This is a genomic window from Stutzerimonas stutzeri (assembly GCF_018138085.1).
GTDB classification, from domain to species: domain Bacteria; phylum Pseudomonadota; class Gammaproteobacteria; order Pseudomonadales; family Pseudomonadaceae; genus Stutzerimonas; species Stutzerimonas stutzeri_AI.
Genome location: NZ_CP073105.1, coordinates 1,100,596 through 1,123,189, shown reverse-complemented (window position 1 = coordinate 1,123,189; position 22,594 = coordinate 1,100,596). Strand labels below are relative to the sequence as shown.

The 22,594-nt window shown below is 61.4% G+C and carries 22 protein-coding genes and 2 tRNA genes; 13 read left to right on the top strand and 11 right to left on the bottom strand.

What is annotated here, in order from left to right; genetic code table 11:
• Positions 1 to 144 precede the first annotated feature (144 nt).
• The 3 genes from KCX70_RS05395 to KCX70_RS05385 all read right to left on the bottom strand — a co-directional run bounded on the left by KCX70_RS05395 (position 145) and on the right by KCX70_RS05385 (position 4,616).
• Positions 145 to 1,506 carry a DUF1329 domain-containing protein gene (locus tag KCX70_RS05395; RefSeq protein WP_021208088.1) on the bottom strand — a complete coding sequence of 454 codons (1,362 nt, stop codon included), beginning with the start codon at positions 1,504 to 1,506 and terminating at the stop codon, positions 145 to 147.
• 101 nt (positions 1,507 to 1,607) lie between these two features.
• Positions 1,608 to 3,479, bottom strand: coding sequence for a DUF1302 domain-containing protein (locus KCX70_RS05390; protein WP_021208089.1), 1,872 nt, complete (start codon positions 3,477 to 3,479; stop codon positions 1,608 to 1,610).
• A 579-nt stretch (positions 3,480 to 4,058) separates the two neighbouring features.
• Positions 4,059 to 4,616 (bottom strand): hypoxanthine-guanine phosphoribosyltransferase, encoded by a 558-nt coding sequence (locus tag KCX70_RS05385; protein ID WP_212619515.1) that lies wholly within the window; start codon positions 4,614 to 4,616, stop codon positions 4,059 to 4,061.
• 175 nt (positions 4,617 to 4,791) lie between these two features.
• Between KCX70_RS05385 and upp the strand changes: the two genes are divergently transcribed.
• The 3 genes from upp (at position 4,792) to KCX70_RS05370 (ending at position 7,098) form a co-directional block, all read left to right on the top strand.
• Positions 4,792 to 5,430: a uracil phosphoribosyltransferase gene (upp, locus tag KCX70_RS05380; protein ID WP_021208091.1), complete on the top strand. Its 639-nt coding sequence runs from the start codon at positions 4,792 to 4,794 to the stop codon at positions 5,428 to 5,430.
• A gap of 2 nt (positions 5,431 to 5,432) precedes the next feature.
• Positions 5,433 to 6,695 carry a uracil-xanthine permease family protein gene (locus KCX70_RS05375; protein ID WP_031310993.1) on the top strand — a complete coding sequence of 421 codons (1,263 nt, stop codon included), beginning with the start codon at positions 5,433 to 5,435 and terminating at the stop codon, positions 6,693 to 6,695.
• Between the two features lie 82 nt (positions 6,696 to 6,777).
• On the top strand, positions 6,778 to 7,098 hold the full coding sequence (locus KCX70_RS05370) for a YkgJ family cysteine cluster protein (protein ID WP_021208093.1): 321 nt from the start codon (positions 6,778 to 6,780) through the stop codon (positions 7,096 to 7,098).
• Between the two features lie 36 nt (positions 7,099 to 7,134).
• Here KCX70_RS05370 and KCX70_RS05365 read toward each other — a convergent pair whose 3' ends face one another.
• The 6 genes from KCX70_RS05365 to hemA form a co-directional block, all read right to left on the bottom strand.
• On the bottom strand, positions 7,135 to 7,653 hold the full coding sequence (locus KCX70_RS05365; RefSeq protein ID WP_102847464.1) for an acyloxyacyl hydrolase: 519 nt from the start codon (positions 7,651 to 7,653) through the stop codon (positions 7,135 to 7,137).
• 82 nt (positions 7,654 to 7,735) lie between these two features.
• Positions 7,736 to 8,527: a glutamate racemase gene (gene murI / locus KCX70_RS05360; RefSeq protein ID WP_102847465.1), complete on the bottom strand. Its 792-nt coding sequence runs from the start codon at positions 8,525 to 8,527 to the stop codon at positions 7,736 to 7,738.
• Positions 8,520 to 9,275 (bottom strand): molybdopterin-synthase adenylyltransferase MoeB, encoded by a 756-nt coding sequence (locus KCX70_RS05355; protein ID WP_021208096.1) that lies wholly within the window; start codon positions 9,273 to 9,275, stop codon positions 8,520 to 8,522. The genes murI and KCX70_RS05355 overlap by 8 nt, the downstream gene beginning before the upstream one ends.
• Positions 9,276 to 9,295: 20 nt before the next feature.
• Positions 9,296 to 10,123 carry a peptide chain release factor N(5)-glutamine methyltransferase gene (prmC, locus tag KCX70_RS05350; RefSeq protein ID WP_021208097.1) on the bottom strand — a complete coding sequence of 276 codons (828 nt, stop codon included), beginning with the start codon at positions 10,121 to 10,123 and terminating at the stop codon, positions 9,296 to 9,298.
• Positions 10,124 to 10,227: 104 nt separating this feature from the next.
• On the bottom strand, positions 10,228 to 11,310 hold the full coding sequence (gene prfA / locus KCX70_RS05345) for a peptide chain release factor 1 (RefSeq protein ID WP_021208098.1): 1,083 nt from the start codon (positions 11,308 to 11,310) through the stop codon (positions 10,228 to 10,230).
• Positions 11,307 to 12,572 carry a glutamyl-tRNA reductase gene (hemA, locus tag KCX70_RS05340; protein ID WP_021208099.1) on the bottom strand — a complete coding sequence of 422 codons (1,266 nt, stop codon included), beginning with the start codon at positions 12,570 to 12,572 and terminating at the stop codon, positions 11,307 to 11,309. Before hemA ends, prfA begins: the two co-directional genes overlap by 4 nt.
• Positions 12,573 to 12,756: 184 nt before the next feature.
• Between hemA and KCX70_RS05335 the strand changes: the two genes are divergently transcribed.
• The 10 genes from KCX70_RS05335 to KCX70_RS05290 all read left to right on the top strand — a co-directional run bounded on the left by KCX70_RS05335 (position 12,757) and on the right by KCX70_RS05290 (position 20,723).
• On the top strand, positions 12,757 to 14,484 hold the full coding sequence (locus KCX70_RS05335) for a tetratricopeptide repeat protein (RefSeq protein ID WP_021208100.1): 1,728 nt from the start codon (positions 12,757 to 12,759) through the stop codon (positions 14,482 to 14,484).
• 3 nt (positions 14,485 to 14,487) lie between these two features.
• Positions 14,488 to 15,108, top strand: coding sequence for a lipoprotein insertase outer membrane protein LolB (gene lolB, locus KCX70_RS05330; protein ID WP_021208101.1), 621 nt, complete (start codon positions 14,488 to 14,490; stop codon positions 15,106 to 15,108).
• On the top strand, positions 15,108 to 15,968 hold the full coding sequence (ispE, locus tag KCX70_RS05325; RefSeq protein ID WP_212619514.1) for a 4-(cytidine 5'-diphospho)-2-C-methyl-D-erythritol kinase: 861 nt from the start codon (positions 15,108 to 15,110) through the stop codon (positions 15,966 to 15,968). Before lolB ends, ispE begins: the two co-directional genes overlap by 1 nt.
• Positions 15,969 to 15,986: 18 nt before the next feature.
• Positions 15,987 to 16,061, top strand: a tRNA-Gln gene (locus KCX70_RS05320).
• 43 nt (positions 16,062 to 16,104) lie between these two features.
• Positions 16,105 to 16,179 (top strand) — tRNA-Gln (locus KCX70_RS05315).
• A gap of 83 nt (positions 16,180 to 16,262) precedes the next feature.
• Positions 16,263 to 17,204, top strand: coding sequence for a ribose-phosphate pyrophosphokinase (locus tag KCX70_RS05310; protein ID WP_021208703.1), 942 nt, complete (start codon positions 16,263 to 16,265; stop codon positions 17,202 to 17,204).
• A 124-nt stretch (positions 17,205 to 17,328) separates the two neighbouring features.
• Positions 17,329 to 17,946, top strand: a complete 618-nt coding sequence (locus tag KCX70_RS05305) for a 50S ribosomal protein L25/general stress protein Ctc (RefSeq protein WP_102853768.1) — start codon at positions 17,329 to 17,331, stop codon at positions 17,944 to 17,946.
• A gap of 34 nt (positions 17,947 to 17,980) precedes the next feature.
• Positions 17,981 to 18,565: an aminoacyl-tRNA hydrolase gene (pth, locus tag KCX70_RS05300; RefSeq protein WP_212619513.1), complete on the top strand. Its 585-nt coding sequence runs from the start codon at positions 17,981 to 17,983 to the stop codon at positions 18,563 to 18,565.
• Between the two features lie 136 nt (positions 18,566 to 18,701).
• Entirely contained in the window at positions 18,702 to 19,802 is a 1,101-nt protein-coding gene (ychF, locus tag KCX70_RS05295; RefSeq protein WP_212619512.1) for a redox-regulated ATPase YchF, read from the top strand.
• A gap of 222 nt (positions 19,803 to 20,024) precedes the next feature.
• Positions 20,025 to 20,723 carry a DNA-3-methyladenine glycosylase gene (locus KCX70_RS05290; protein WP_212619511.1) on the top strand — a complete coding sequence of 233 codons (699 nt, stop codon included), beginning with the start codon at positions 20,025 to 20,027 and terminating at the stop codon, positions 20,721 to 20,723.
• Between the two features lie 22 nt (positions 20,724 to 20,745).
• On the opposite strand, the gene KCX70_RS05285 is transcribed toward KCX70_RS05290, so the two are convergent.
• Both KCX70_RS05285 and KCX70_RS05280 read right to left on the bottom strand, forming a co-directional pair.
• The gene (locus KCX70_RS05285; protein ID WP_212619510.1) at positions 20,746 to 21,858 is read right to left on the bottom strand and encodes a metallophosphoesterase; all 1,113 of its coding nucleotides are present in this window, start codon (positions 21,856 to 21,858) and stop codon (positions 20,746 to 20,748) included.
• A 458-nt stretch (positions 21,859 to 22,316) separates the two neighbouring features.
• Positions 22,317 to 22,511 (bottom strand): hypothetical protein, encoded by a 195-nt coding sequence (locus KCX70_RS05280; RefSeq protein WP_021208709.1) that lies wholly within the window; start codon positions 22,509 to 22,511, stop codon positions 22,317 to 22,319.
• Between the last annotated feature and the right edge of the window lie 83 nt (positions 22,512 to 22,594).

The window sequence follows — 22,594 nt, the reverse complement described above, 5'->3', positions numbered from 1 at the left end:
GCATTTGTCGACTGGCGCAACGCCTTCAGCCCGCCCGAGCCGATGCCCGGCCCTGCTAATGGCCAAAAAGTATCATCCCCCGCCGCATGCAAAAAAAAAAGGCGGCCAATTGGCCGCCTTATTCATCAAGTGGATGTCAGTTGATCAACGCACCCCAGCATTTCGCAGCGCAGCGGGAGTGAAATCCCGGGCGGAGGTCTTGTAGCCGAACTCGTGGGCTTTCTCTTCGTTGCTCATGCCAATCGCGATGTAGCGACCGGAAATCACGTCGTAGAGCGCTTCGAACGCATAAGCCGGCACCTTGTGCTGGTAGTACTGCAGCAGGTGCGCCTCGCCCACACGCCACAGCTGACCGCGACCGTCATAGAGCTCGGACTCGGCGATCTGCCAGGTATCCTCGTCTACGAAGAAACGACGCTTGGCGTAGATGTTCCGCTCGCCATCTTTGAGGTTCGCCTCGATTTCCCATACCCGGTGCAGCTCGTAGCGAGCCAGGTCCTGATTGACATGGCCGGCCTTGAGGATATCGCTGTACTTCACGTCACTTGAGTTGATATCGAAGCTGTTGTACGGGATGTACACCTCTTTCTTGCCGACCAATTTCCAGTCGTAACGATCAGGGGCTCCGCTGAACATGTCGAAGTTATCGGTCGTCCGCATACCGTCCGCGGCGGTGCCCGGACCGTCATAGGCGACTTGAGGCGCACGACGCACGCGACGCTGACCAGCGTTGTAAATCCAGGCCTGACGTGGCTCTTTCACTTGGTCCAGCGAGTCATGCACCAGCAGCACGTTGCCTGCAAGTCGCGAGGGAGCCGTTACGCGCTGCTTGAAGAACAGCAGCGCGTTCTTGGCGCGTTCCGGATCCAGATCCGTCATGTCGCTCGGGAACGCCACTTCGTCTTCGAAGTGCACCAGGGTGTAGCTGCCGTTGGTCTGCGGGGTGGCCTGCACGATGTTGCGGCGTACGTTGCCTCCACGATAACGGGTGATGTGGTTCCAGATCACTTCCAGACCGTTTTTCGGGATCGGGAATGCGTAGTAGCGGCTGTCGGCGAAGTTATCGACGCCGTTACCCCCACCGACCAACTCCACATTCAAGGCGCTTTTCTTCGCTGCCTCGTAGATCCGATCCGGTACGGCCGCACTGCGATGTGTCGGGAATACGCGAATCTTGTAGGTCTCGGGATAGCGCTTGAACATCGCCTGCTGCCCGGCGGTCAGCTTGTCTTTGTACTGGTCGGCGTTCTGCGCGGTGATGACGAACTTGGGCTGCTCAGCCTTGAAGGGGTTGGTGACATGGCCGTCGTTAAGCGGTGCAGCATCGGTGGCCAGTCCACCAGTCCACTCAGGAATGGTGCCGTCGGCGTTGCCGGCCTTTTCGGCACCAAGCGGGGTGAGCGAGTTGCCAAGCTTGGCCGCTTCCTCAGGGGACACGGCGGCCATAACGCTGCTCGCAAGCAGTGAAAGGGCCAAGACGCTGAATAATTTTCTTGTTGTTTTCATACGCTTCCAGTTCCTCTTGATCTTGTTTTGGTCGCAGGCTCGCATGAAGCTTGTCGCGCGGCGGAGCACACCGGCCCATACCGCGCGGTTACTGCGGCCTCTTAGAAGTTCACGCCTACGCTCAACGCGAGGAAGTCACGATCGACCAGGGTGTTGTAGTCGCCACCGAAGAAGTCGGTGTAGGACAGGCTGGCGGTGTAGCTGTTCTGATAGACGGCGTCGACACCAACGCTTACAGCCTTGGAACCCTCGTTGAACAAGCCGTTCGGGCCATAACCATGAACGTCATGGGAGAAGGAGACGTTCGGCGTCAGGTTCACACCGGCGAACACGTTGCTGTAGTCAGCCAGCGCGCGGAGGCGGTAGCCCCAGGAGTTGGCGGTTACGAAGCCGTCGTTGCCGTATTCCGGCGTATCCAGACCGTAGATCGAGTCACGACCATAGCGCAGGTCGCTTTTGCTTTCGAGGCCGCCAACGTGAGCAAAGCCAACCTCACCCACAACGGTGACACGTCCGGCACCAAGTACCTGATCGAAGAAGTGAGTAAAGGTCGTCTGGATCTGGGTTACTTCCTTACGGTTGTATCCCCTGTGCTCGAGACCCGCCTGACCGATTGCCCCGGCTACATCACCCGCTCCGATTGCTGCGCCGATACCAGTCGCAAGCAAGCCTGTGGTGTAGGTCGAGTTGAGCGACACCGGAAGGTTCGGCCTGTAGCTAATTTCACCTGACCATGCCGTACCGGTAGGCAAGGTCGTGGCAAAGCTGGCGCCGTAAAGACGAATGTCTTCTGGATACTCGAGGAAGTACTCACCGTTACTCAACAGTGCAGGTGATGCCAGTGCGCCAAATGCAGCGCCCGGTGGCAGAGGACCGCCCGGAGCCGGCGTACCCAACAAGCCCAGCAACGCGCCGATCTCGGCGGCCGATGCGTTTTTATAACCAACTGTCGGCGTGCGGCTATGGTAGTTCATGAAATACAAACCATATTCAGCCGCATCGGCCAGCCAGCGGAAGGCCAAGCCGTACTGACCCGAGTCACGCGCATCCCGGTCACCACCACGAGGAACGGTGACGCCTTCAGGTCCGATCGTAATACCCAGTTCGTCCAGACCAGCGTAGTAATCCTGGCCGATGAGCGCATTCAACTGCTCAATCGTAGCGCCAGCGCCGAGAATCCCGTCGCGCTGCGCAGCGGACAACACGGTGTAATTATTATCGCAACCATCGGCGGCTACATCGTTGCTCGCGAAGAACGTTCCGCAGTTATCGATGATGGTTTGGTCCCACTCCAGCTGATAGAAGGCCTCCATACTGAGGCGATCACTCAGGCTCTGGGACACATAGAGCATATTGACCGGAATCAGGCCTTCCTTGATTTCAGCCCCAGGACGACGGAACGCTGCCGCATCGAGCGGGTTGATCGAGTTGATCGAGTTCCCGATGAAGGTGCTCTCACCCCAGCTAACGACCTGCTTACCAATCCGGACCGTGCCAGGCAGCTCACCCAAATAATAGTTGTGGTACAGGAAAGCATCGAGAATCTGCGCGCCAGAGGATTGCGCAGCTTCCTTGCGGTTGCTGTCGCTGATGTCCTTGAACAGGCGATGCTCATCCTTCAGTTCGAAGTCATACCAGTACTTGCCGCGAATGAAAGCACCGCTATCGCCATAGCGCAGCTCAAGGTCATGAATACCTTTGAAGATCTTGGAGAAAGTCTCGCCTTTCTTGAAGTTCAGTCGCCCATCGTCGCCGGTCTGGGTATAGCCAGTACCGCCATTAGCGGTACCCACCAGATCCATATCCCGATCGGCCGTCGACCAGCTGGCGCCAATCGACATGGACGAATCCAGCTGACCTTCAATCTCCCCGATGTTGAACGTGACCGCATAAGCCGGTGCGACAGAACCCAGAGCAATGGCGAGAGCCAATGTCTTGGGCTGGAAGATTCCTTGCCTTGTTGTTTTTGTCATGAGGCGCTCCTGGTTGGTTCGAAGTACGCTCACCCTAACCAGACGGCAGCAGAGGGTTAAGCGCACTAAGGTTTGATTTGTTTTGTAATCCTTAAGTATGAATAGCCTTCCCACCAGTGGGTTGCATCACGTACTTGACTGTTCGAGACGCAGCCCCCGAGCGAAGCTACCGGAGAGCTTAGCCGCCAACCAGACGGGCGCAACCCCCGAGTTAGAGCAGCTGCGACGCTGTTGGCGTGAAATCGGTGGAAAACCAGCTAGAAACGCCGCAGCCAGGCCTGGACCACCGAAGCCAACCACCTGGTGTGCGACCATCGGCCGCCACGCGAAGATCGATCACGCCAAGCCAAGGCGTTACCGAACCTGCGCACGTGGGGCGAAACGAAACAGTCGCTAAGGAAGCTTGCAATTCGCGGCCGGAGGCCCAGGGATCGGCAGCGCGAACGGCGCCCCGGTACCAGGCGCTGGGCGATAAGCAATGAAGGTTTCGAGAGAGGATTATCGCGCGACGGATCGTCGCGCGATTGGCACGCGGGTCGGACGGCATCCGCCCGTGACCGCGGAGGGATGATGTAGCTGCTACATGCCCTTGACGGCGTAGATACCGGGGGCGTTCCGCCAGTAACCCTTGTAGTCCATGCCGTAGCCGAATACATAGCGATCAACGCAACTGAGCCCCGCGTAATCGGCTTTCAGGTCTGGACGGGCTTTACGCTGGTGATCCTTGTCGACCAATACGGCCGTATGCACGGCGGACGCACCGGCATGCCGGCAGAAATCGATGATCGCTCCCAGCGTGTGCCCCTCATCGAGAATGTCGTCGATGATCAGCACGTCGCGGTCGATGAAGGAGATCTCGGGTTTGGCCTTCCAGAACAATTCACCACCGCTGGTCTCGTTGCGATAACGCGTAGCGTGTAGATAGGAGAGCTCCAGCGGGAAGTTCAGCTTGGGTACCAGCTTGCCTGAAAATATCAGCCCGCCGTTCATGACGCAGAACACGACGGGATTACGCTCCGCCAGGTCCGCATTGATTTTTGCAGCCATCGCATCGATTGCCGCCTCGACCTCGGCTTCAGCATAAAGACAATCGGCTTCGGCCATGATCTGGCGGATATGTGCGAGATCGACGGACATGGCGATGCTCCAGACAGTTTGAGGATACAAGCAGCTCGGTCGGCTACCCACAAAATAAAGGGCGCGACGATACCGATGCGGCCCTTGTCAGGGCAAGCCCCGTTTGACGCTTCAATAGCCGGTATCAGCCCGATGCATTAATCTACGCCGGTTTATTCGACCGCCGGAGCCGTCCATGACCATTAGAGAGATCCGCCATCCACTCATTCGCCACAAGCTTGGATTGATGCGCCGTGCGGACATCAGCACCAAGAACTTCCGCGAACTGGCGCAAGAGGTCGGCTCGATCCTGACATACGAAGCGACTCGAGATCTGCCATTGGAGAACTACAGCATCGATGGCTGGTGCGGCCCGGTGCAGGTCGAGAAGATTTCCGGCAAGAAGATTACCGTCGTTCCCATCCTGCGGGCGGGCATCGGCATGCTCGACGGCGTGCTCAGCCTGATCCCCGGTGCCAAGGTCAGTGCGGTGGGTATCGCACGCAATGAGGAAACCCTCCAGGCTCACACCTACCTCGAGCGACTGGTGGACGACCTCGATCAGCGCCTGGCGATGATCATCGACCCAATGCTGGCGACCGGCGGATCCATGGTGGCGGCGATCGACATGCTGAAGAAAGCGGGCTGCAAGGAAATCCGCGCCCTGGTCCTGGTTGCAGCGCCGGAAGGCATACAGGCGGTGGAAAAGGCCCACCCCGACGTCATCATCTATACCGCATCGATCGACGATCACCTGGATGAGAACGGCTATATCGTGCCCGGCCTGGGCGACGCGGGAGACAAGATCTTCGGCACCAAGCAAAAGGACGTCTGAGCATGCCACAACCCATGGAAGAGCCGCTCGGACGCCAGGTGCTGGCCGGTGCGCAGATGCTGTTCGTGGCGTTCGGCGCCCTGGTGCTCATGCCGCTGATCACAGGCATGGATCCCAACGTCGCGCTGTTCACCGCCGGCCTCGGCACCCTGCTATTCCAGCTGGTCACCAAACGCCAGGTACCGGTTTTTCTCGCGTCCAGCTTTGCCTTCATCGCGCCGATCATCGCCGCCAAGGGAGAGTTCGGCCTGCCGGCTGTGCTCGGCGGCGTAGTGGCGGCAGGCATAGTCTATATGGTGCTCGGCTTCGCGGTTCGCCTCAAAGGCCCAGGGTTCATCGACAGACTATTGCCGCCCGTCGTCATCGCTCCGGTCATCATTTCCATCGGGCTGGCGCTTTCGCCGGTAGCGGTGAACATGGCGATGGGCAAGGCGGGAGACGGCAGCGCCCAGCTGGTTCCGTACGCGACGGCAATGATGATCTCCATGCCCGCCTTGCTTACGACGCTGCTCGTTGCCGTACTGGGTAAAGGCCTGTTCCGGTTGGTTCCCATTCTTGCCGGTGTCGCGGTCGGATACGGACTGTCATTCATTTTTGGCGTAGTGGATACAACCGGCATCGTCGCTGCGCCGTGGCTGGCTGTGCCGAACTTCGTCGCACCCGAGTTTCATTGGGGCGCGATCCTGTTCATGGTGCCGGTGGCGCTGGCGCCTGCGATCGAGCACATCGGTGGCGTGGTGGCAATCGGGGGCGTGACGGGAAACAACTTCATCAAAAAGCCCGGCTTGCACCGCACGCTGTTGGGTGACGGCCTGGCGACCTCGGCCGCCGGCCTGTTCGGCGGCCCACCCAACACCACCTATGCCGAAGTCACCGGCGCGGTCATGCTGACCAAGAACTACAACCCGAAGGTCATGACCTGGGCCGCGATCTTTGCGATCGTCCTGGCCTTTATCGGCAAGTTCGGAGCCGGCCTGCTGAGCATCCCGGTGCCGGTCATGGGCGGCATCCTGTGCCTGCTGTTCGGCTCGATCGCGGTGGTAGGCCTGAGTACTTTGATTCGCCATCAGGTAGACCTGGCCGAAGCGCGCAACCTGATCATCGTCTCCGTGACCCTGGTGTTCGGCATCGGCGGCATGGCTTTCGGCTTTGGCGAATTCAGCCTGTCGGGCATTTCGCTGTGCGCCATCATCGCGCTGACGCTCAATCTCCTCCTGCCGGGTGGCGAAGGTTGGAAGAACAAGCAGCTCGAAGAAGACAGCTGACGGCAACCGCCAGCACGGTCCCGTGCTGGCGGCTCCCTGATCAACAGCAGCCATCCCCGGTCCAGACGCGTAGACTGCGGGCATGACCTCCCCCTCGATACCTCACCGCCAATTACCAGACGACGGCGTCAGTTGCTCGACCTGTGCAGCCTGCTGTTGCCGGCTCGAAGTACTGTTGCTCACTGATACCGGCGTCCCCGAGCGCTTCATCGACGAGGACGCCTGGGGCGGCCAGGTCATGCGCCGCCTGGACGACGGCTGGTGTGCAGCGCTCGATCGAGACAGCATGCGCTGTTCGATCTATGCAAGACGACCGCTGATTTGTAGGGAATTCGAACTGGGCTCGGAAGATTGCCTGGAAGAGCGCAAGGGCTCGGCCTCAGCCTATCTGGAAGAACGCTGACGGCGGCGCGGCGCCGTCAGCCATAGCGTCGCCGGCTTAGAACGATGCCCGGTAGTGCACCGCGTAGCTCTCGATGCCGTCGTTGGGGTTCTTCAGACCGGCGTTGGAATAGTGAATTGCGCGGATACCGACTTCATGCCCACCCGCGAATCGCAGCCCGGCACCCAAGCGGTCCTCGAACTGAAACGACGAGCCCAGATCGTTGTTCTCGATTTCGGTGTTCTCGAAGGCTGCAATGCCGATGCCCGCCTCCAGATAAGGCTTCACCGAATCACCCGCGAACTCGTATACGAACACCGGGGCCAGCGAGATGCTATGGTTGCTGGACGTTTCGTCGCCTTCCCAATAGGTGTAGCCGGCATCCCAGTAGCCGGTCACACGGCCGACACTGGTCTGGAACCAACTGCGGTTGAAGTCCAGCTGCGCACCAAGGCGATAGGTCATGGTCGACTCGCCAGTCTGGCCGACGGCCGCGGTTAGATCCAGCGCCTGCGCGGTCGCTACCTGGCCCAGCGAAACAGCCACAACGGCAGCGAGAGAGATCAGTTTTTTCATTCGGAATTTCCTTATCGAAAGTTGGCATCGCTTGTTTTCGAGCTTTACCTCAAATACAGAAAGCTGGCGCAGCGGGGAGTTCCTATACGGGGCAGGCTTCAACCCGCCCGTTTTCGCCCCAAAGTATAGGCAATACGCCGGCCAATCGACGGGGATCGCCGCTGCTCCAGAAGCGCGTGGTCATCGCGCCATCACCCAGCTGGTCCCGGGCCGCCAGTACCGTTTCGAGATGCCGCGCCACCGCCGCTCCGGTATCCACCAGGGTGACCGTAGCGGGCAGCAGCTCGGCCAGTAGCGGTTTGAGGAACGGGTAATGGGTACAGCCGAGGATCAACGTATCGCAGCCCTGCTCGATCAGGGGCTCGACGAAGCCCTGCAACAGCGAGCGCGTCGCTTCGGTGTCGAGCTCGCCCGCTTCGACGCACTCCACCAGGCCAGGACATGGCTGGGTAATGACGCACACGTCACTGGCAAAGCGATCCAGCAAGGCCGCGAACTTGGCGCTCTTCAGGGTGCCGGTCGTGGCCAGCACACCCACCACGCCGCTACGGGTAGCCTGGGCTGCCGGCTTCACCGCTGGCTCCATTCCTACCAATGGAACATTCGGGTAACGCTCGCGCAGCTCGGCCACCGCTGCAGCAGTGGCCGTATTGCAGGCCAGCACCAGCGCCTTGGCGCCCTGCTCCAATAAGAAGGTCGCGATCGCCCGACAACGCGCCCGAATGAACTCCGGGCTTTTCTCACCGTAAGGCACATGCCCGCTGTCGGCCAGATAAAGCAAGGACTCACCCGGTAGGCGCGCTCGAATTTCACGCAGCACGGAGAGGCCACCAACCCCCGAGTCGAAGACGCCGATCGGCGCGTTGTCAGCCATGGCTACTACCGCAAACCGCACAGCCCGGGTCGCGCTTGACCTTGAGCTCGCGGAAGCGACTGGACAGCGCGTCCACCAGCAGAAGGCGACCGATCAACGGCTCACCGAACCCGGCCAGCAGCTTCAGGGCTTCGAGCGCCTGCAGGCTACCAACCATACCGACGACCGGACCCAGTACGCCCGCCTCGCTACAGGTCAGTTCGGCTTCGCTGCCATGACCATAGAGACAGTGGTAACAAGGGCTGGTTGGGACACGGGGGTCGAACACCGAGAGCTGACCCTCCAGGCGAATGGCAGCGCCGCTCACCAAAGGTACTTTCGCCGCAACGCAGGCCGCGTTGACCGCTTCACGGACGGCGAAGTTATCCGTGCAATCGAGTACCAGATCCACTGCGGCCACGGCCCCAGCCAGGGTATCGGCGTCCATGGCCGAGCGATGCGGCACCAGCGCGATCGAAGGATTGAGCATCGACAGCCGCGCAATCGCCGAATCCACCTTTGACGCACCGACCGAGGCCGTATCGTGCAGGACCTGCCGCTGCAGATTGGTCAGATCGAGCGTATCGAAGTCCGCCAGGTGCAACTCCCCGACACCTGCGGCGGCCAGGTACAGCGCCACGGGCGAGCCCAACCCGCCCAGCCCGACAATCAGTACCCGGCTCTGCTTGAGCTTGAGCTGACCCTCGATGTCGACCTGTTTAAGCAAGATCTGCCGGCTGTAGCGCAGCAGCTCGTCATCGCTCAGCATGTCTTCTCCTCGATGATGAATCATGGTCGACAGCCCAGACTGATACGCTCGTGGCCGCCGAAATCCCTGCGACTCTGGACGTCGACGAAGCCGCTCTCGGCGAGCAGTTCGCGAACTGCCGGCGCCTGATCGTAGCCGTGTTCCAGCAGCAGCCAGCCCTCGCTGAGCAGATGGTTCGGGGCGCTCGCGATGATCTGGCGAATATCGTCAAGGCCGTCATCACCCGCCACCAGGGCACTGCTCGGTTCGAAGCGCACGTCCCCCTCGTGAAGGTGCGGATCACGCGCCCGGATATAAGGGGGATTGCTGACGATGAGTGCAAAACGCTGCTCAGCCAGTGCAGAAAACCACCGGCTCTCGCAAAACACAGCGTTATCGAGGCGCAACCGCTGGGCGTTGCGCTGCGCCAGATCAACCGCCTCGGCGATGCGATCGACCCCGATCACCCGCCAGGTCGGCCGCTCATGCGCCAGCGCCAGGGCGATCGCACCCGTTCCGGTGCCGAGGTCCAATACCTCGACCGCGGTCGACGGCAATAGCTGCAAAGCGGTTTCGACCAGCAACTCGGTATCCGGCCGGGGAATCAAGGTATGGGGAGCGACCTCGAGCTCGAGGCTCCAGAAGCCCTGGCGGCCCAGAATATAGGCCACCGGCTCACCGCGACGACGACGCGCCAGATTTGCGGCGAAACGCGCCTCGCAGTCGGCTGGCACTTCTCGCTCGGGCCAGGTACGCAGATAGCTCGCAGGCTTGCCCAGCGCCGCCGCCAACAGCCATTCAGCGTCCAGCTTGGCGGACGGCGAGTCCGGCAGAACGGCAGTGCGAAGCAGTGATTCGATGGTGGCCATGGTGGCGCTTCCGTAGGGCCCGGACGGCAGAGGCGGCATGCCGGGATTAAGTCAGTGTCGTCACGGGGCGGGCGGCGTCATGCGCCGTCCGCGACAGACCGTGGTCAATCACCCAGCGCCGCCAGCTGGTCCGCCTGGTATTCCTGTAGCAATGGCTCGATCACCTGTTCGACCGCGCCGCCTATTACTTCATTGAGCGAGTAAAGGGTCAGGTTGATGCGGTGATCGGTGACCCGTCCCTGCGGAAAGTTATAGGTACGGATGCGTTCGGAGCGATCGCCCGATCCGACCAGCAGCTTGCGCGTATCGGAGATTTCCTTGTGCGCGGCGCTGTCCTGCACGTCCTGCAGCTTGGCCGCGAGCCATGCCATGGCCCGGGCCCGGTTCTTGTGCTGCGAGCGCTCTTCCTGGCACTCCACGACGATACCACTGGGCATGTGGGTAATGCGCACCGCCGAATCGGTCTTGTTGATGTGCTGACCACCGGCGCCAGACGCGCGGTAGGTGTCGACGCGCAGATCGGCCGGATTGATCTCGATGGCGATCTGCTCGTCCGGCTCCGGCAGGACCGCGACGGTGCAGGCCGAGGTATGGATACGTCCCTGGGACTCGGTTTCGGGCACGCGCTGCACGCGGTGCGCGCCGGACTCGAACTTGAGCTTGGCGAACACATTGTCGCCTTCGACGCGCGAGATGACTTCCTTATAGCCGCCGTGCTCGCCCGGGCTTTCGGACAGGATCTCGACACGCCAACCCTGCCGCTCGGCATAGCGCGAATACATGCGAAACAGATCGCCGGAAAAAATCGCCGCCTCGTCGCCACCGGTGCCGGCGCGGATTTCGAGGAAGACGTTGCGGCCGTCCTTGGGATCTTTCGGCAGCAGCATGCGTTGCAGCCGGGCTTCGATCTCTTCGAGCTTCGCGCGGGTTTCGCCCACCTCCTCCTCAGCCATCTCGCGAACGTCCGGGTCATTGTCCTTGAGCAATGCCTGCGCGCCCTCGAGATCGGATTGCATCTTGAGGAATTCGCGGTAGGTGGCGATGACCGGCTCAACCTCGGCGTATTCACGCGAGTAGGCGCGAAAACGGGTCTGATCGCTGATCACTTCAGCGTCGCCGAGCAGCGCCGTCAGTTCTTCGAAGCGGTCCTGCAGGATATCGAGTTTGTTGAGCAGTGACGCTTTCATGTTTTGTCCGTACTGTCCAAGGCGAACAGCTCCTGGACGATGCCCAGGGCTTCCACGCGCCCTTCGGCGGAGAGTTTTTTCAGCTGAACGCTGGGTGCATGTAGCAATTTGTTGGTCAATCCGCGCGCCAACTGAGCCAGCGCGTCCTCGGCCGAGCCGCCGTTGGCCAGTAGCCGCTGGGCCTTGAGCATTTCTTCGTCGCGGATGCGCTCGGCATGTTGCCGATAGGCCTTGAGCACGTCGACGGCCGCCAGCTCGCGCAGGCGCGCCATGAAATCCTCGGTGCCGGCAGCGACCAGCTCTTCGGCCGCCTGTGCCGCGCCCTGGCGGCTCTTGAGGTTTTCCGCGACCACCTCGTGCAGATCATCCACCGTATAGAGGTAGACGTCGTCCAATTCCCCGACTTGCGCCTCGATGTCGCGAGGCACGGCGATGTCGACCATGAACATCGGCTTGTGCTTGCGCTTTTTCAGCGCCTGCTCGACCGCCCCTTTGCCGAGGATCGGCAACTGGCTGGCCGTCGAGCTGATAACGATGTCGCTGCTGTAGAGTTCGTGCGGGATGTCGGCCAGCAGGATCGCGTGTGCACCGAATTGCTCCGCCAGCGCGCTGGCGCGCTCGAGCGTGCGGTTGGCGACCACGATGCGCTTGACGCCCTGCTCGTGCAAATGACGCGCAACCAGCGTGATGGTTTCGCCGGCGCCTATCAGCAAGGCCTGACTGCGATGCAGGTTGGCGAAGATCTGCTTGGCCAGGCTGACGGCGGCAAAGGCGACCGACACCGGGTTTTCGCCGATGGCCGTATCGGTGCGAACGGTCTTGGCCGTGCTGAACGTCGCCTGGAACAGCCGTCCCAACAGCGGACCGACGCTTCCGGCTTCACGCGCCACGGCGTAGGCCGACTTCATCTGCCCAAGGATCTGCGGCTCGCCCAGTACCATCGAATCCAGCCCCGAGGCCACACGCATCATGTGCTGCACCGCCTGGTCATCGGTATGCACATAGGCGCAGGCCTTGAGATCCTCGAGGTTCAGCCGGTGGTAGTTGGCCAGCCAGGCCAACACCGCCTCGGCCTCGACCTGCTCCTGCTCCAGGTACAGCTCGCTGCGGTTGCATGTCGACAGAATCGCCGCCTCACGGGTCGGCGTAACGCGACACAACTGCTGCAGCGCTTCGACCATCTGCTCGGGCGTGAAGGCAACACGCTCGCGCACATCCACCGATGCGGTCTTGTGATTAATGCCAAGCGCGATGAAAGCCATGCAGGGTCGCTGATTCGAAAAACGGAGCGCGCGATTCTCCTACTTCGCCTGCTCCAGAACAACCGTTGCCGGTCATTGTCTGTACCCTGTTCGAGTCATCCATTTGCATGGCAATGCCATCCCCATGGGCTTGCCTGATAGCTTGTGTCATCATGCCGCGACCGCAGACAGCCTTATATTCCCTATGAAAAAACTCCTCGTGTTCAGCGCCGTGCTGCTTCTCGGTGGCTGCCAAAGCTTCATGCAGAGCGCTCCCGACAGCGGCCCGCCCGTCGAGGAGGCTACGCCAGCGACGGCGAAAGCCAGCCCCAGTGAATATGGCTCGTTCAGCAGTGACACCCTTTACGCTTTGCTGGTGGCCGAACTGGCCGGGCAACGCAATCGCTTCGATATCGCCCTGGGCAATTACGTCCAGCAGGCCAACGCGACCCAGGACGCCGGCGTCGCCGAGCGCGGCTTCCGCATCGCCGAATACCTCGGTGCCGACCAGGCGGCGCTCGATACCGCACTGATCTGGGCGAACAACGCACCGGAGAACCTCGATGCACAGCGCGCCGCCGCCGTGCAGCTGGCACGCGCCGGACGCTACGAGGAATCGCTGGCCTTCATGGAAAAGGTGCTCCAGGGTCAAGGCGACACGCACTTCGATTTTCTCGCCCTGTCAGCCGCCGAAACCGATCCGGACACGCGGACCGGCCTGCTCAAGAGCTTCGATCAGCTTTTAGCCAAGCATCCCGACAACCCTCAGCTCAAATTCGGCAAGGCCGTGCTGCTGCAACAGGACGGCCATCCAGAAGAAGCGCTCGCCCTGCTCGAGGAGCAACCGGCGCGCGAGCAAGAGATCCCGTCGATCCTGCTGCAGGCTCGGCTGTTGCAGATTCTCGAACGCAGCAAGGAAGCCCTGCCGCTACTCGAAAAAAGCCTGCGCCAGCACCCTGAAGACAAACGCCTGCGGCTGACCTATGCCCGATTGCTGGTCGAGCAGGACCGCCTCGACGAGGCCATGGGTGAGTTCGCCACCCTGGTCCAGCAGCATCCGGGCGACGACGACCTGCGCTTCTCCATGGCACTGGTGTGCCTTGAAGCGCAAGCGTGGCGCGAAGCGATCGTTTACCTCGAAGAACTCATCGAGCGCGGCAGCCACCTCGATGCGGCGAATTTCAACCTCGGCCGCGCCTACCGCGAGCTAGGCCAGCAGGAAAAGGCGCTCGCCGCATTCGCCAAGGTCGGCCCGGGCAACGAATACCTGCCCGCAAAGCTGATGCAGGCCGAGCTGCTGTTCTCGCTTGGGCGTAACCAGGACGCCTCACAGTTGCTGGCCAGCGCACGCGAAGAGCAGCCCGATTACGCGATTCAGCTTTATCTCATCGAGATCGAAGCCCTGTCCAACCAGGGACAGACCGAAGCGGCCTGGCAGCGGGCGGAGCAGGCTTTGGAGCAGTTCCCCGAGGACCTCAACCTGCTTTATACCCGCGCAATGATCGCCGAAAAGCGCGGTGACCTGGCGCAACTGGAACAGGATCTCAGGTTCATCATCGAACGCGAGCCCGACAACGCCATGGCCATCAATGCGCTGGGCTACACCCTGGCTGACCGTACCACCCGCTACGATGAGGCCCTTGCGCTCATCCAGCAGGCCTATCAGATCAACCCCGATGATGCCGCCATCCTCGACAGCCTTGGCTGGGTCAATTATCGGATGGGCAATCTAGAAGAGGCCGAAACCCAGCTACGCAAGGCTTACCAGCGCTTCGCGGACCACGAGATTGCCGCTCACCTCGGCGAGGTCCTCTGGACTGCCGGTGAACAGCGCGAAGCGCGTCGCATCTGGGGCGAAGCGCTCAAGCAGCAACCGGACAGCGAGGTCCTGCACGAAACCATCAAACGTCTGACCGGCTCGGAGAAACCCTGACCCATGAAGCTGATGCGCAACCTGCTGGCCCCTACCCTCACCGTGCTGCTGGCCGGCTGTGCCGGTCTTGCCCCCCAGGAGACCGTCGAGGGCCCGGGTAACGCCCAGGACTGGAAGACCCACAAGGCGCAGATCAGCGAGATCGACGGCTGGCAAATCAACGGCAAGATCGGCATTCGCGCCCCCCAGGATTCGGGCAGCGGCACCCTGTTCTGGCTGCAGCGCCAGGACTATTTCGACATTCGCCTGTCCGGCCCGCTGGGGCGCGGCGCCACGCGCCTGACCGGCCGCCCCGATGCGGTCGCGTTGGAAGTGGCGGGCCAGGGGCGCTTCGAGGCCGAGTCGCCGGAAGCGCTGGTGGAAAGCCAACTCGGCTGGCAGCTGCCGGTCTCGAATCTGCTCTGGTGGATACGCGGCCTGCCCGCCCCCGACAGCCGCAGCCGTGTCGAACTGGATGGCAACGGTCGCCTCGCCCATCTCCAACAGGACGGCTGGGACGTGCAATATCTCGACTACAGCGACGAGAACGGCTTCGCCCTGCCGTCACGCATCAAGCTGGCCGGCCGAGACCTGCAGATCACGCTGGTGGTCAAGGACTGGCAACCACGCCGGCTCGGTCGCTGATGCGCAGCTTGACCTTGCCGGCCCCGGCGAAACTCAATCTGATGCTGCATATCCTCGGTCGCCGCGACGACGGCTACCACGAACTGCAGACGCTGTTCCAGTTCCTCGACCATGGCGACGAGCTCAGCTTCACGCCGCGCGCCGACGGCCAGATCCAGCTGCATACCGATTTGCCCGGCGTCGATCACGACAGCAACCTGATCGTGCGAGCCGCCCGCCTACTGCAACACCATAGTGGCTGCACACTGGGCGCCGATATCGAGCTGGTCAAGCGCCTGCCCATGGGCGGCGGGATCGGTGGCGGCAGTTCCGACGCAGCCACTACTCTGCTGGGGCTCGATCATCTCTGGCAGACCCATCTGGGAGAAGAGCGGCTGGCCGAGATCGGTCTGTCACTGGGCGCCGATGTCCCCGTGTTCGTCCGCGGCCGCGCCGCCTTTGCCGAAGGAGTCGGCGAACGCCTGCAACCGGTCGAACTCAGCGAGCCCTGGTTTCTCGTTGTCGCTCCGCAAGTCTCTGTAAGTACAGCGGAAATATTTTCCGACCCAGAGTTGACACGCAATACCCCGGCCATTACAGTTCGCAGCCTTCTTGCAGGGGGCGGTCATAACGACTGTCAGCCGGTGGTCGAGAAGCGTTATCCGGAAGTTCGTAACGCTTTGAGCTTGTTGAACAATTTTGTTTCAGCAAGAATGACCGGCACTGGAGCTTGTGTGTTTGGGAGCTTCCCAAACAAAGGTGAGGCTGATAAAGTTTGCCGCCAACTTCCAGCCGATTTACCAGCTTTCGTAGCTCAAGGCCGCAACATTTCGATGCTGCACCGAAGGCTCGCGCAACTGGCGCAGGAAGTGAGTGACTAGCATCAGGTTGTACGTTACAGGGGCGTCGCCAAGCGGTAAGGCAGCAGGTTTTGATCCTGCCATGCGTTGGTTCGAATCCAGCCGCCCCTGCCATAACCTCTCGAGGTTGGTACAGCAGCAAGCACATTGAATCTACAGGGGCGTCGCCAAGCGGTAAGGCAGCAGGTTTTGATCCTGCCATGCGTTGGTTCGAATCCAGCCGCCCCTGCCAAACATCACGAGAGCTGTTCAAAATGCCTGGCCTTTTGAACAGCTTTTTGTTTCATCGGATCCACCCTCAGGCAGGTACTGCGCGTGTCCAAGATGATGGTCTTCACGGGGAACGCCAACCCCGACCTGGCCCGGCGTGTTGTACGTCAGCTGCATATCCCTCTCGGTGACGCCTACGTCGGGAAATTCTCCGACGGCGAAATCAGTGTCGAAATCAACGAAAACGTTCGCGGTAAGGACGTCTTTCTGATTCAACCGACCTGTGCCCCCACCAACGATAACCTGATGGAACTGGTTGTGATGGCAGACGCCTTCCGCCGGTCCTCCGCCACCCGCATCACCGCCGTCATCCCCTACTTTGGCTACGCCCGTCAGGATCGCCGTCCGCGTTCCGCACGTGTGCCGATCAGCGCCAAGGTCGTGGCCGACATGCTCGATGTAGTGGGCGTCAACCGTGTCCTCACGGTCGACCTGCACGCCGATCAGATCCAGGGCTTCTTCGACATGCCCGTGGATAACATCTACGGCTCGCCGGTCCTGGTCGATGACATCCAGGCTCAGCGCTTCGAGAACCTGATGATCGTGTCCCCCGACATCGGCGGTGTGGTGCGGGCTCGCGCCGTCGCCAAGTCGCTGGGTGTGGACCTGGCGATCATCGACAAGCGTCGCCCTAAGGCCAACCAGTCTGAAGTGATGCACATCATCGGTGATATCGAAGGTCGTACCTGCATCCTCGTCGATGACATGGTCGATACCGCCGGCACCCTGTGCCACGCTGCAACAGCCTTGAAAGATCATGGCGCTGCCAAGGTCTTCGCGTATTGCACTCACCCGATTCTGTCCGGTCGCGCCATCGAGAACATCGAAGGCTCGGTTCTCGACGAACTGGTGGTGACCAATACCATTCCGCTGTCGGCCGCCGCGCAAGCTTGTACCCGTATTCGCCAATTGGACATCGCGCCAATGGTGGCTGAAGCGGTTCGCCGCATCAGCAATGCTGAATCGATCAGTGCGATGTTCCGCTAAGCCAAACGCTTAGCCCTTCGCGCAGAACGAAAATGTGCCCCGCCTCGTGCGGGGCTTTTTGCCCAACCGCCCGGTAGCGCTGGTCGCGAGCGTTTCGGGTGCGTTGTTATCCTGGAGAAACACAATGACTGATTTCACCCTGAATGCCCAAGTGCGTTCCGACCTGGGGAAAGGTGCGAGCCGCCGCCTGCGTCGTAACGCCAGCCTCGTCCCGGCCGTAATCTACGGTGGCGACAAGGCCCCGCAGTCCATCAGCTTGCTGGCCAAAGACCTGGCCAAGATGCTGGAAAACGAAGCCTCCTTCAGCCACGTGCTGACCCTGAACGTCGATGGCCAGAACGAATCCGTTCTGATCAAGGCGCTGCAGCGTCATCCGGCCAAGAGCTTCGTCCTGCACGCTGACTTCGTCCGCGTCGTCGAAGGTCACAAGCTGACCGCTACCGTTCCGCTGCACTTCATCAACCAGGAAACCTCGGTTGGCGTTAAGCAGCAGGGTGGCGAAATTCTGCACAACATTAACGAAGTGGAAGTCTCTTGCCTGCCGCAGGATCTGCCGGAGTTCATCGAGGTCGACATGGCCAAGGTTGAAGTCGGCCAGGTGCTGCACATGACCGACCTGACCCTGCCGAAAGGCGTTCAGCTGGTCTCGCTGGCCCACGGCAGTGACCTGCCGGTTGCCAACGTTCATGCGCCTCGCGTGAGCAAGGAAGACACTCCGAAAGAAGAAGGCGCTGCCGAGTAATCCACTCGTCATCACCTGAGGAAGGGCCTCTGTCGTGACTGCCGTAAAACTGATCGTCGGCCTGGGTAATCCAGGCCCTGAATACGACCAGACCCGGCATAACGCAGGGGCCCTTTTCGTTGAGCGTCTGGCTGCCCACAAGGGCGCCAATCTCAGCGTAGACCGCAAGTATTTCGGCCTGGTCGGCAAGTTTCGCCATCAGGACGAGGACGTCCGCCTGTTGATCCCCACCACCTTCATGAACCGTAGCGGTCAAGCGGTGGCGGCACTGGCCGGATTTTTCCGTATTCCTCCTGAGTCCATCCTGGTCGCCCACGATGAACTCGACATGCCCCCCGGCATCGCCAAGCTCAAACAGGGCGGCGGCCATGGCGGGCATAACGGGCTTCGCGACATCATCGCCAAGCTCGGCAATCAGAACAATTTCTACCGCCTGCGTCTGGGCATTGGCCATCCAGGCCATAGCAGCCTGGTGACCGGCTATGTATTGGGCCGCCCCCCCCAGGCCGAACGCGAGAAGCTGGACGCCAGCATCGACTTCACGCTCGAGGTGCTGCCCGACATTCTTGCCGGTGACTGGACGCGTGCGATGCAGCGTCTGCACAGCCAGAAGGCCTGATCGAGCTCGACGCAGAAACGCAAGACAAGGCAACGGCTGAGCGGAAGGCTTGCACACAGCGCATCACGAAGCCGTTTAACGCAGTTTGGCACCGCCGGTAGCGTAATCGCTGCCAGCCTATACCGAGGCAAGACACATGGGATTCAATTGCGGCATCGTCGGTTTGCCCAACGTCGGCAAGTCCACCCTGTTCAACGCGCTGACCAAATCCGGTATCGCTGCGGAAAACTTCCCCTTCTGCACCATCGAGCCGAACAGCGGCATCGTGCCGATGCCCGATCCGCGCCTGCAGGCTCTGGCTGAGATCGTCAAGCCGGAGCGAATCCTGCCGACCACCATGGAATTCGTCGATATTGCCGGTTTGGTCGAAGGCGCCTCGAAGGGCGAAGGCCTGGGCAACAAGTTTCTCGCCAACATCCGCGAAACCGATGCCATCGCTCACGTCGTGCGTTGCTTCGAAGACGAGAACGTCATCCACGTCTCCAACTCGGTCGATCCCAAGCGCGACATTGAGATCATCGAGCTCGAGCTGATCTTCGCCGACCTCGACAGCTGCGAGAAGCAGTTGCAGCGCGTCACGCGCAACGCCAAGGGCGGTGACAAGGAAGCCGTCGCGCAGAAGGCGCTGCTGGAAAAGCTGATCCCGCATTTCACCGAAGGCAAGCCGGCCCGCACCCTGCTGAAAAAGCTGGGCGATGACGAGATGCAGCTGGCCAAGGGCTTCCACCTGCTGACCAGCAAACCGGTGATGTACATCGCCAACGTTGCCGAAGACGGTTTCGAAAACAACCCGCACCTGGACGTGGTCAAGGCCATCGCGGCCGAAGAAGGTGCCGTTGTGGTACCCGTGTGCAACAAGATCGAAGCGGAAATCGCCGAGCTGGACGATGGCGAGGAGAAGGACATGTTCCTCGAATCCCTCGGCCTCGAGGAGCCCGGCCTGAACCGCGTGATTCGCGCCGGTTACGAGCTGCTCAACCTGCAGACCTACTTCACCGCTGGCGTGAAGGAAGTTCGCGCCTGGACCGTCAAGGTCGGCGCCACCGCCCCCCAAGGCGCCGGCGTGATCCACACGGACTTCGAGAAAGGCTTCATCCGTGCCGAGGTGGTCGCCTATAACGACTTCATCCAGTACAAGGGCGAAGCCGGCGCCAAGGAAGCCGGCAAATGGCGTCTGGAAGGCAAGGAGTACGTCATCAAGGATGGCGACGTGATGCACTTCCGCTTCAACGTCTGAGCGCCCTGCCTGTATTAGCGCCCGCTGAATGAAACAGCTCAAGAAGCCCCGCCTATCCGCGGGGCTTCTTGCATTCCGGCGGGGAATCATTGGAAGTGAAGCCGAACCGTCCTGACTCACTGCGTTCGTCTGACGACCGGCACGTGATCTATCCATTTCCTGCGGAATATTCGCCCCGCTTATGCGGTCGGAACAGGCAGACTTGCCGAAGCCGGAGCAGCGATGAACAGCCTCACCGAAATCCCGACACAGCATCTCGACGACGCTTTTTTCAACCGGGACGCGCAGATCGTCGCTCAGGACCTGCTGGGTACCGTGATTCGACACTGCGTCGATGGGCTTTGGCTGTCGGCGCGGATCATCGAGACCGAGGCCTATTACGTCGATGAAAAGGCCAGTCATTCATCACTGGGTTACAGCCCGTCGCGACGCGCGATGTTCATGCCGGCCGGCCATCTTTATCTCTACTACTCACGCGGTGGGGACTCGCTGAATTTCAGCGTGCAGGGCGAAGGCAACGCGGTCTGCATCAAGGCCGGCTACCCCTGGATCGACTCGCTCTCCTGCGAAGAGTCCATCGAGCGCATGCGCACCAACAGCCCGGCTGCCGCTGGCGGCCCACGCCCCCTCACCCGCCTCTGCTCCGGCCAGACACTGCTGTGCAAGGCGCTGGGCCTGACGGTAACGGAGTGGAACGCCCAACGCATGGACCCGACCCGCCTGCGCGTGGACGACATCGGCGCCCGCCCGGACATCGTCCAGACCAAGCGTCTCGGCATCCCCACCGGCCGCGACGAGCACCTGCCCTACCGTTTCGTCGACGCGGGTTTCGCCGCGCACTGCACACGCAACCCGTTGCGCCGCGGGCAGCAGGAAGGTCAGGACTACGTGCTGCTGCGTCGAGAGCTGCTGGCGAGCTGATGTCGCGGCTTGCTGCTAGACGCTACGCACTGACCAGGCGAAGCCGCGTAATTTCCGACGGCGCGCCGAAGCGCAGCGGCGGGCCCCAATAGCCGGTGCCACGGCTGATGTAGATCTGCATCTCGCCGACGCGCTGCAGCCCCGCCACCCACGGCTGCTGCCAGCGCACGAAGTGCATCCAGGGCCAGAACTGGCCGCCGTGCGTATGCCCGGACAATTGCAGATCGCAGCCCGCCTCTACTGCCGCCTTGGCCGAACGCGGCTGGTGCGCCAACAGGATGCGCGGTACGTCATCAGGCGCGCCGGCAAACGCGGCGACCGGATCGCTTCGATGAGTGGGCCGGAACAGTTCGGCCGAGTAGTCGGCGATGCCGGCCAGAACCAGCCTGCCATCACCGTGCTCGAGCTGAACGTGACGATTGAGCAGCACCGTCATCCCCAGCCGTTCGAATTCGGCGATCCAGCTGTCCGCACCGGAGTAATACTCATGATTGCCGGTCACCACGTAGACACCGTGACGGGCGCTTAGCTGTGCCAGCGGGGCGATGTCATCGGCCAGATCGGCGACGGTGCCGTCCACCAGGTCTCCAGTGATGACGATCAGATCAGGCGACAGGCCGTTGACCCGTTGCACGATCGCATCGATATAGCCCTGCTTGATCGTTGGCCCGACATGGATATCGCTGAGCTGCACGATGCTGAATCCCGCCAGCGCTGCAGGCAGATTCCGTAATGCAATGTCACGCTCCACCACGCGCGCCGTTCGCCGCGCGTTGAGCAAGCCGAACAGCGTTACCGCGACGACCACAGCGATAACGGCCGGTGCAGAGCTCTGTGCAAGACCAGCCGACTCCCAGCCGAGCAATGATGCCAGCGCCAGCGCAAACGCACGCAGCAGCGAAAAGACCGCCAGACTGGAAAAGATCCCCATGGCCAACAAGCCGGACCAGGCGAGCAAGGTGCTGCCTGACCCACGCACCAGCACGCCGTAGCGCATCAGCACGGCCGAGAGCGCGAGATAGCTCCACGCCAGGACGCTTCCGACCAATCCGAGCGAGAGATCCTGGATCAGCGTGACGCCGACAAACACGTGCAAGCCAATCAGCAGCACGACAACCAACAACCGTCTGTTCATGCGTTACGTCTCGCGAGCAAAAGAAACCATTGTTACGCACCCAGCTAGCAAGCTGCGCAGGGAAATCGAAAAAGAAGTGGTGACACGCTCAGCCCAAGGGAACTACACCGGCGTCCTGCACTAGAAAAGGTGCGGCTGCATAGGGGAGCGGATGGAAATCGCGCGGGCCGGCGGCCTTGGTGAAAATCGTCGCCCGAACACGATTACGAGCCGCCGCGTGGTGCAGCCTCGATGATCGTGGGGCGAGTCGATTCGGCGCCTGGCACAGCGAGTGTCGCGGTGTGATGCCAGCCTGCGCCCCTGCCCCATCTGAAGCGGCAGGCGCGCAAATCGCCATTCAAGGCCGCACACTCAGCCTTATAGCTGCACCTGACATGCCTATCGGGAAAACTCGCTCATCGGTGCGCTCTCGCAATGACTCAGCATTGCCGAACACGCCGATAAGCCCAACCGGACCGCTACATCACGCCAGGGTCAGGCATCGGATCCGGCGGCGGCGGCTCTTTTTCCAGTTGTTCGAGCACCTCGTCGGGCAGTGTGTCGCCGTCGTCCAGCTCGGTGTCACTTTCGGCGTCGTCCAGGTCGTTCAGCGGCGATTCGTCCGCCAACCACGGATACAGCGGCGGATCGCTTGGAAGGGTAATGCTGAGCATGATGGTTTCCTCGCAGGTGTGCCTGCTGCGTTAGGCAGGCCCGGGCTTGCATGGTTCGGCCCGCCCGTCTCTAGCGTGACCAC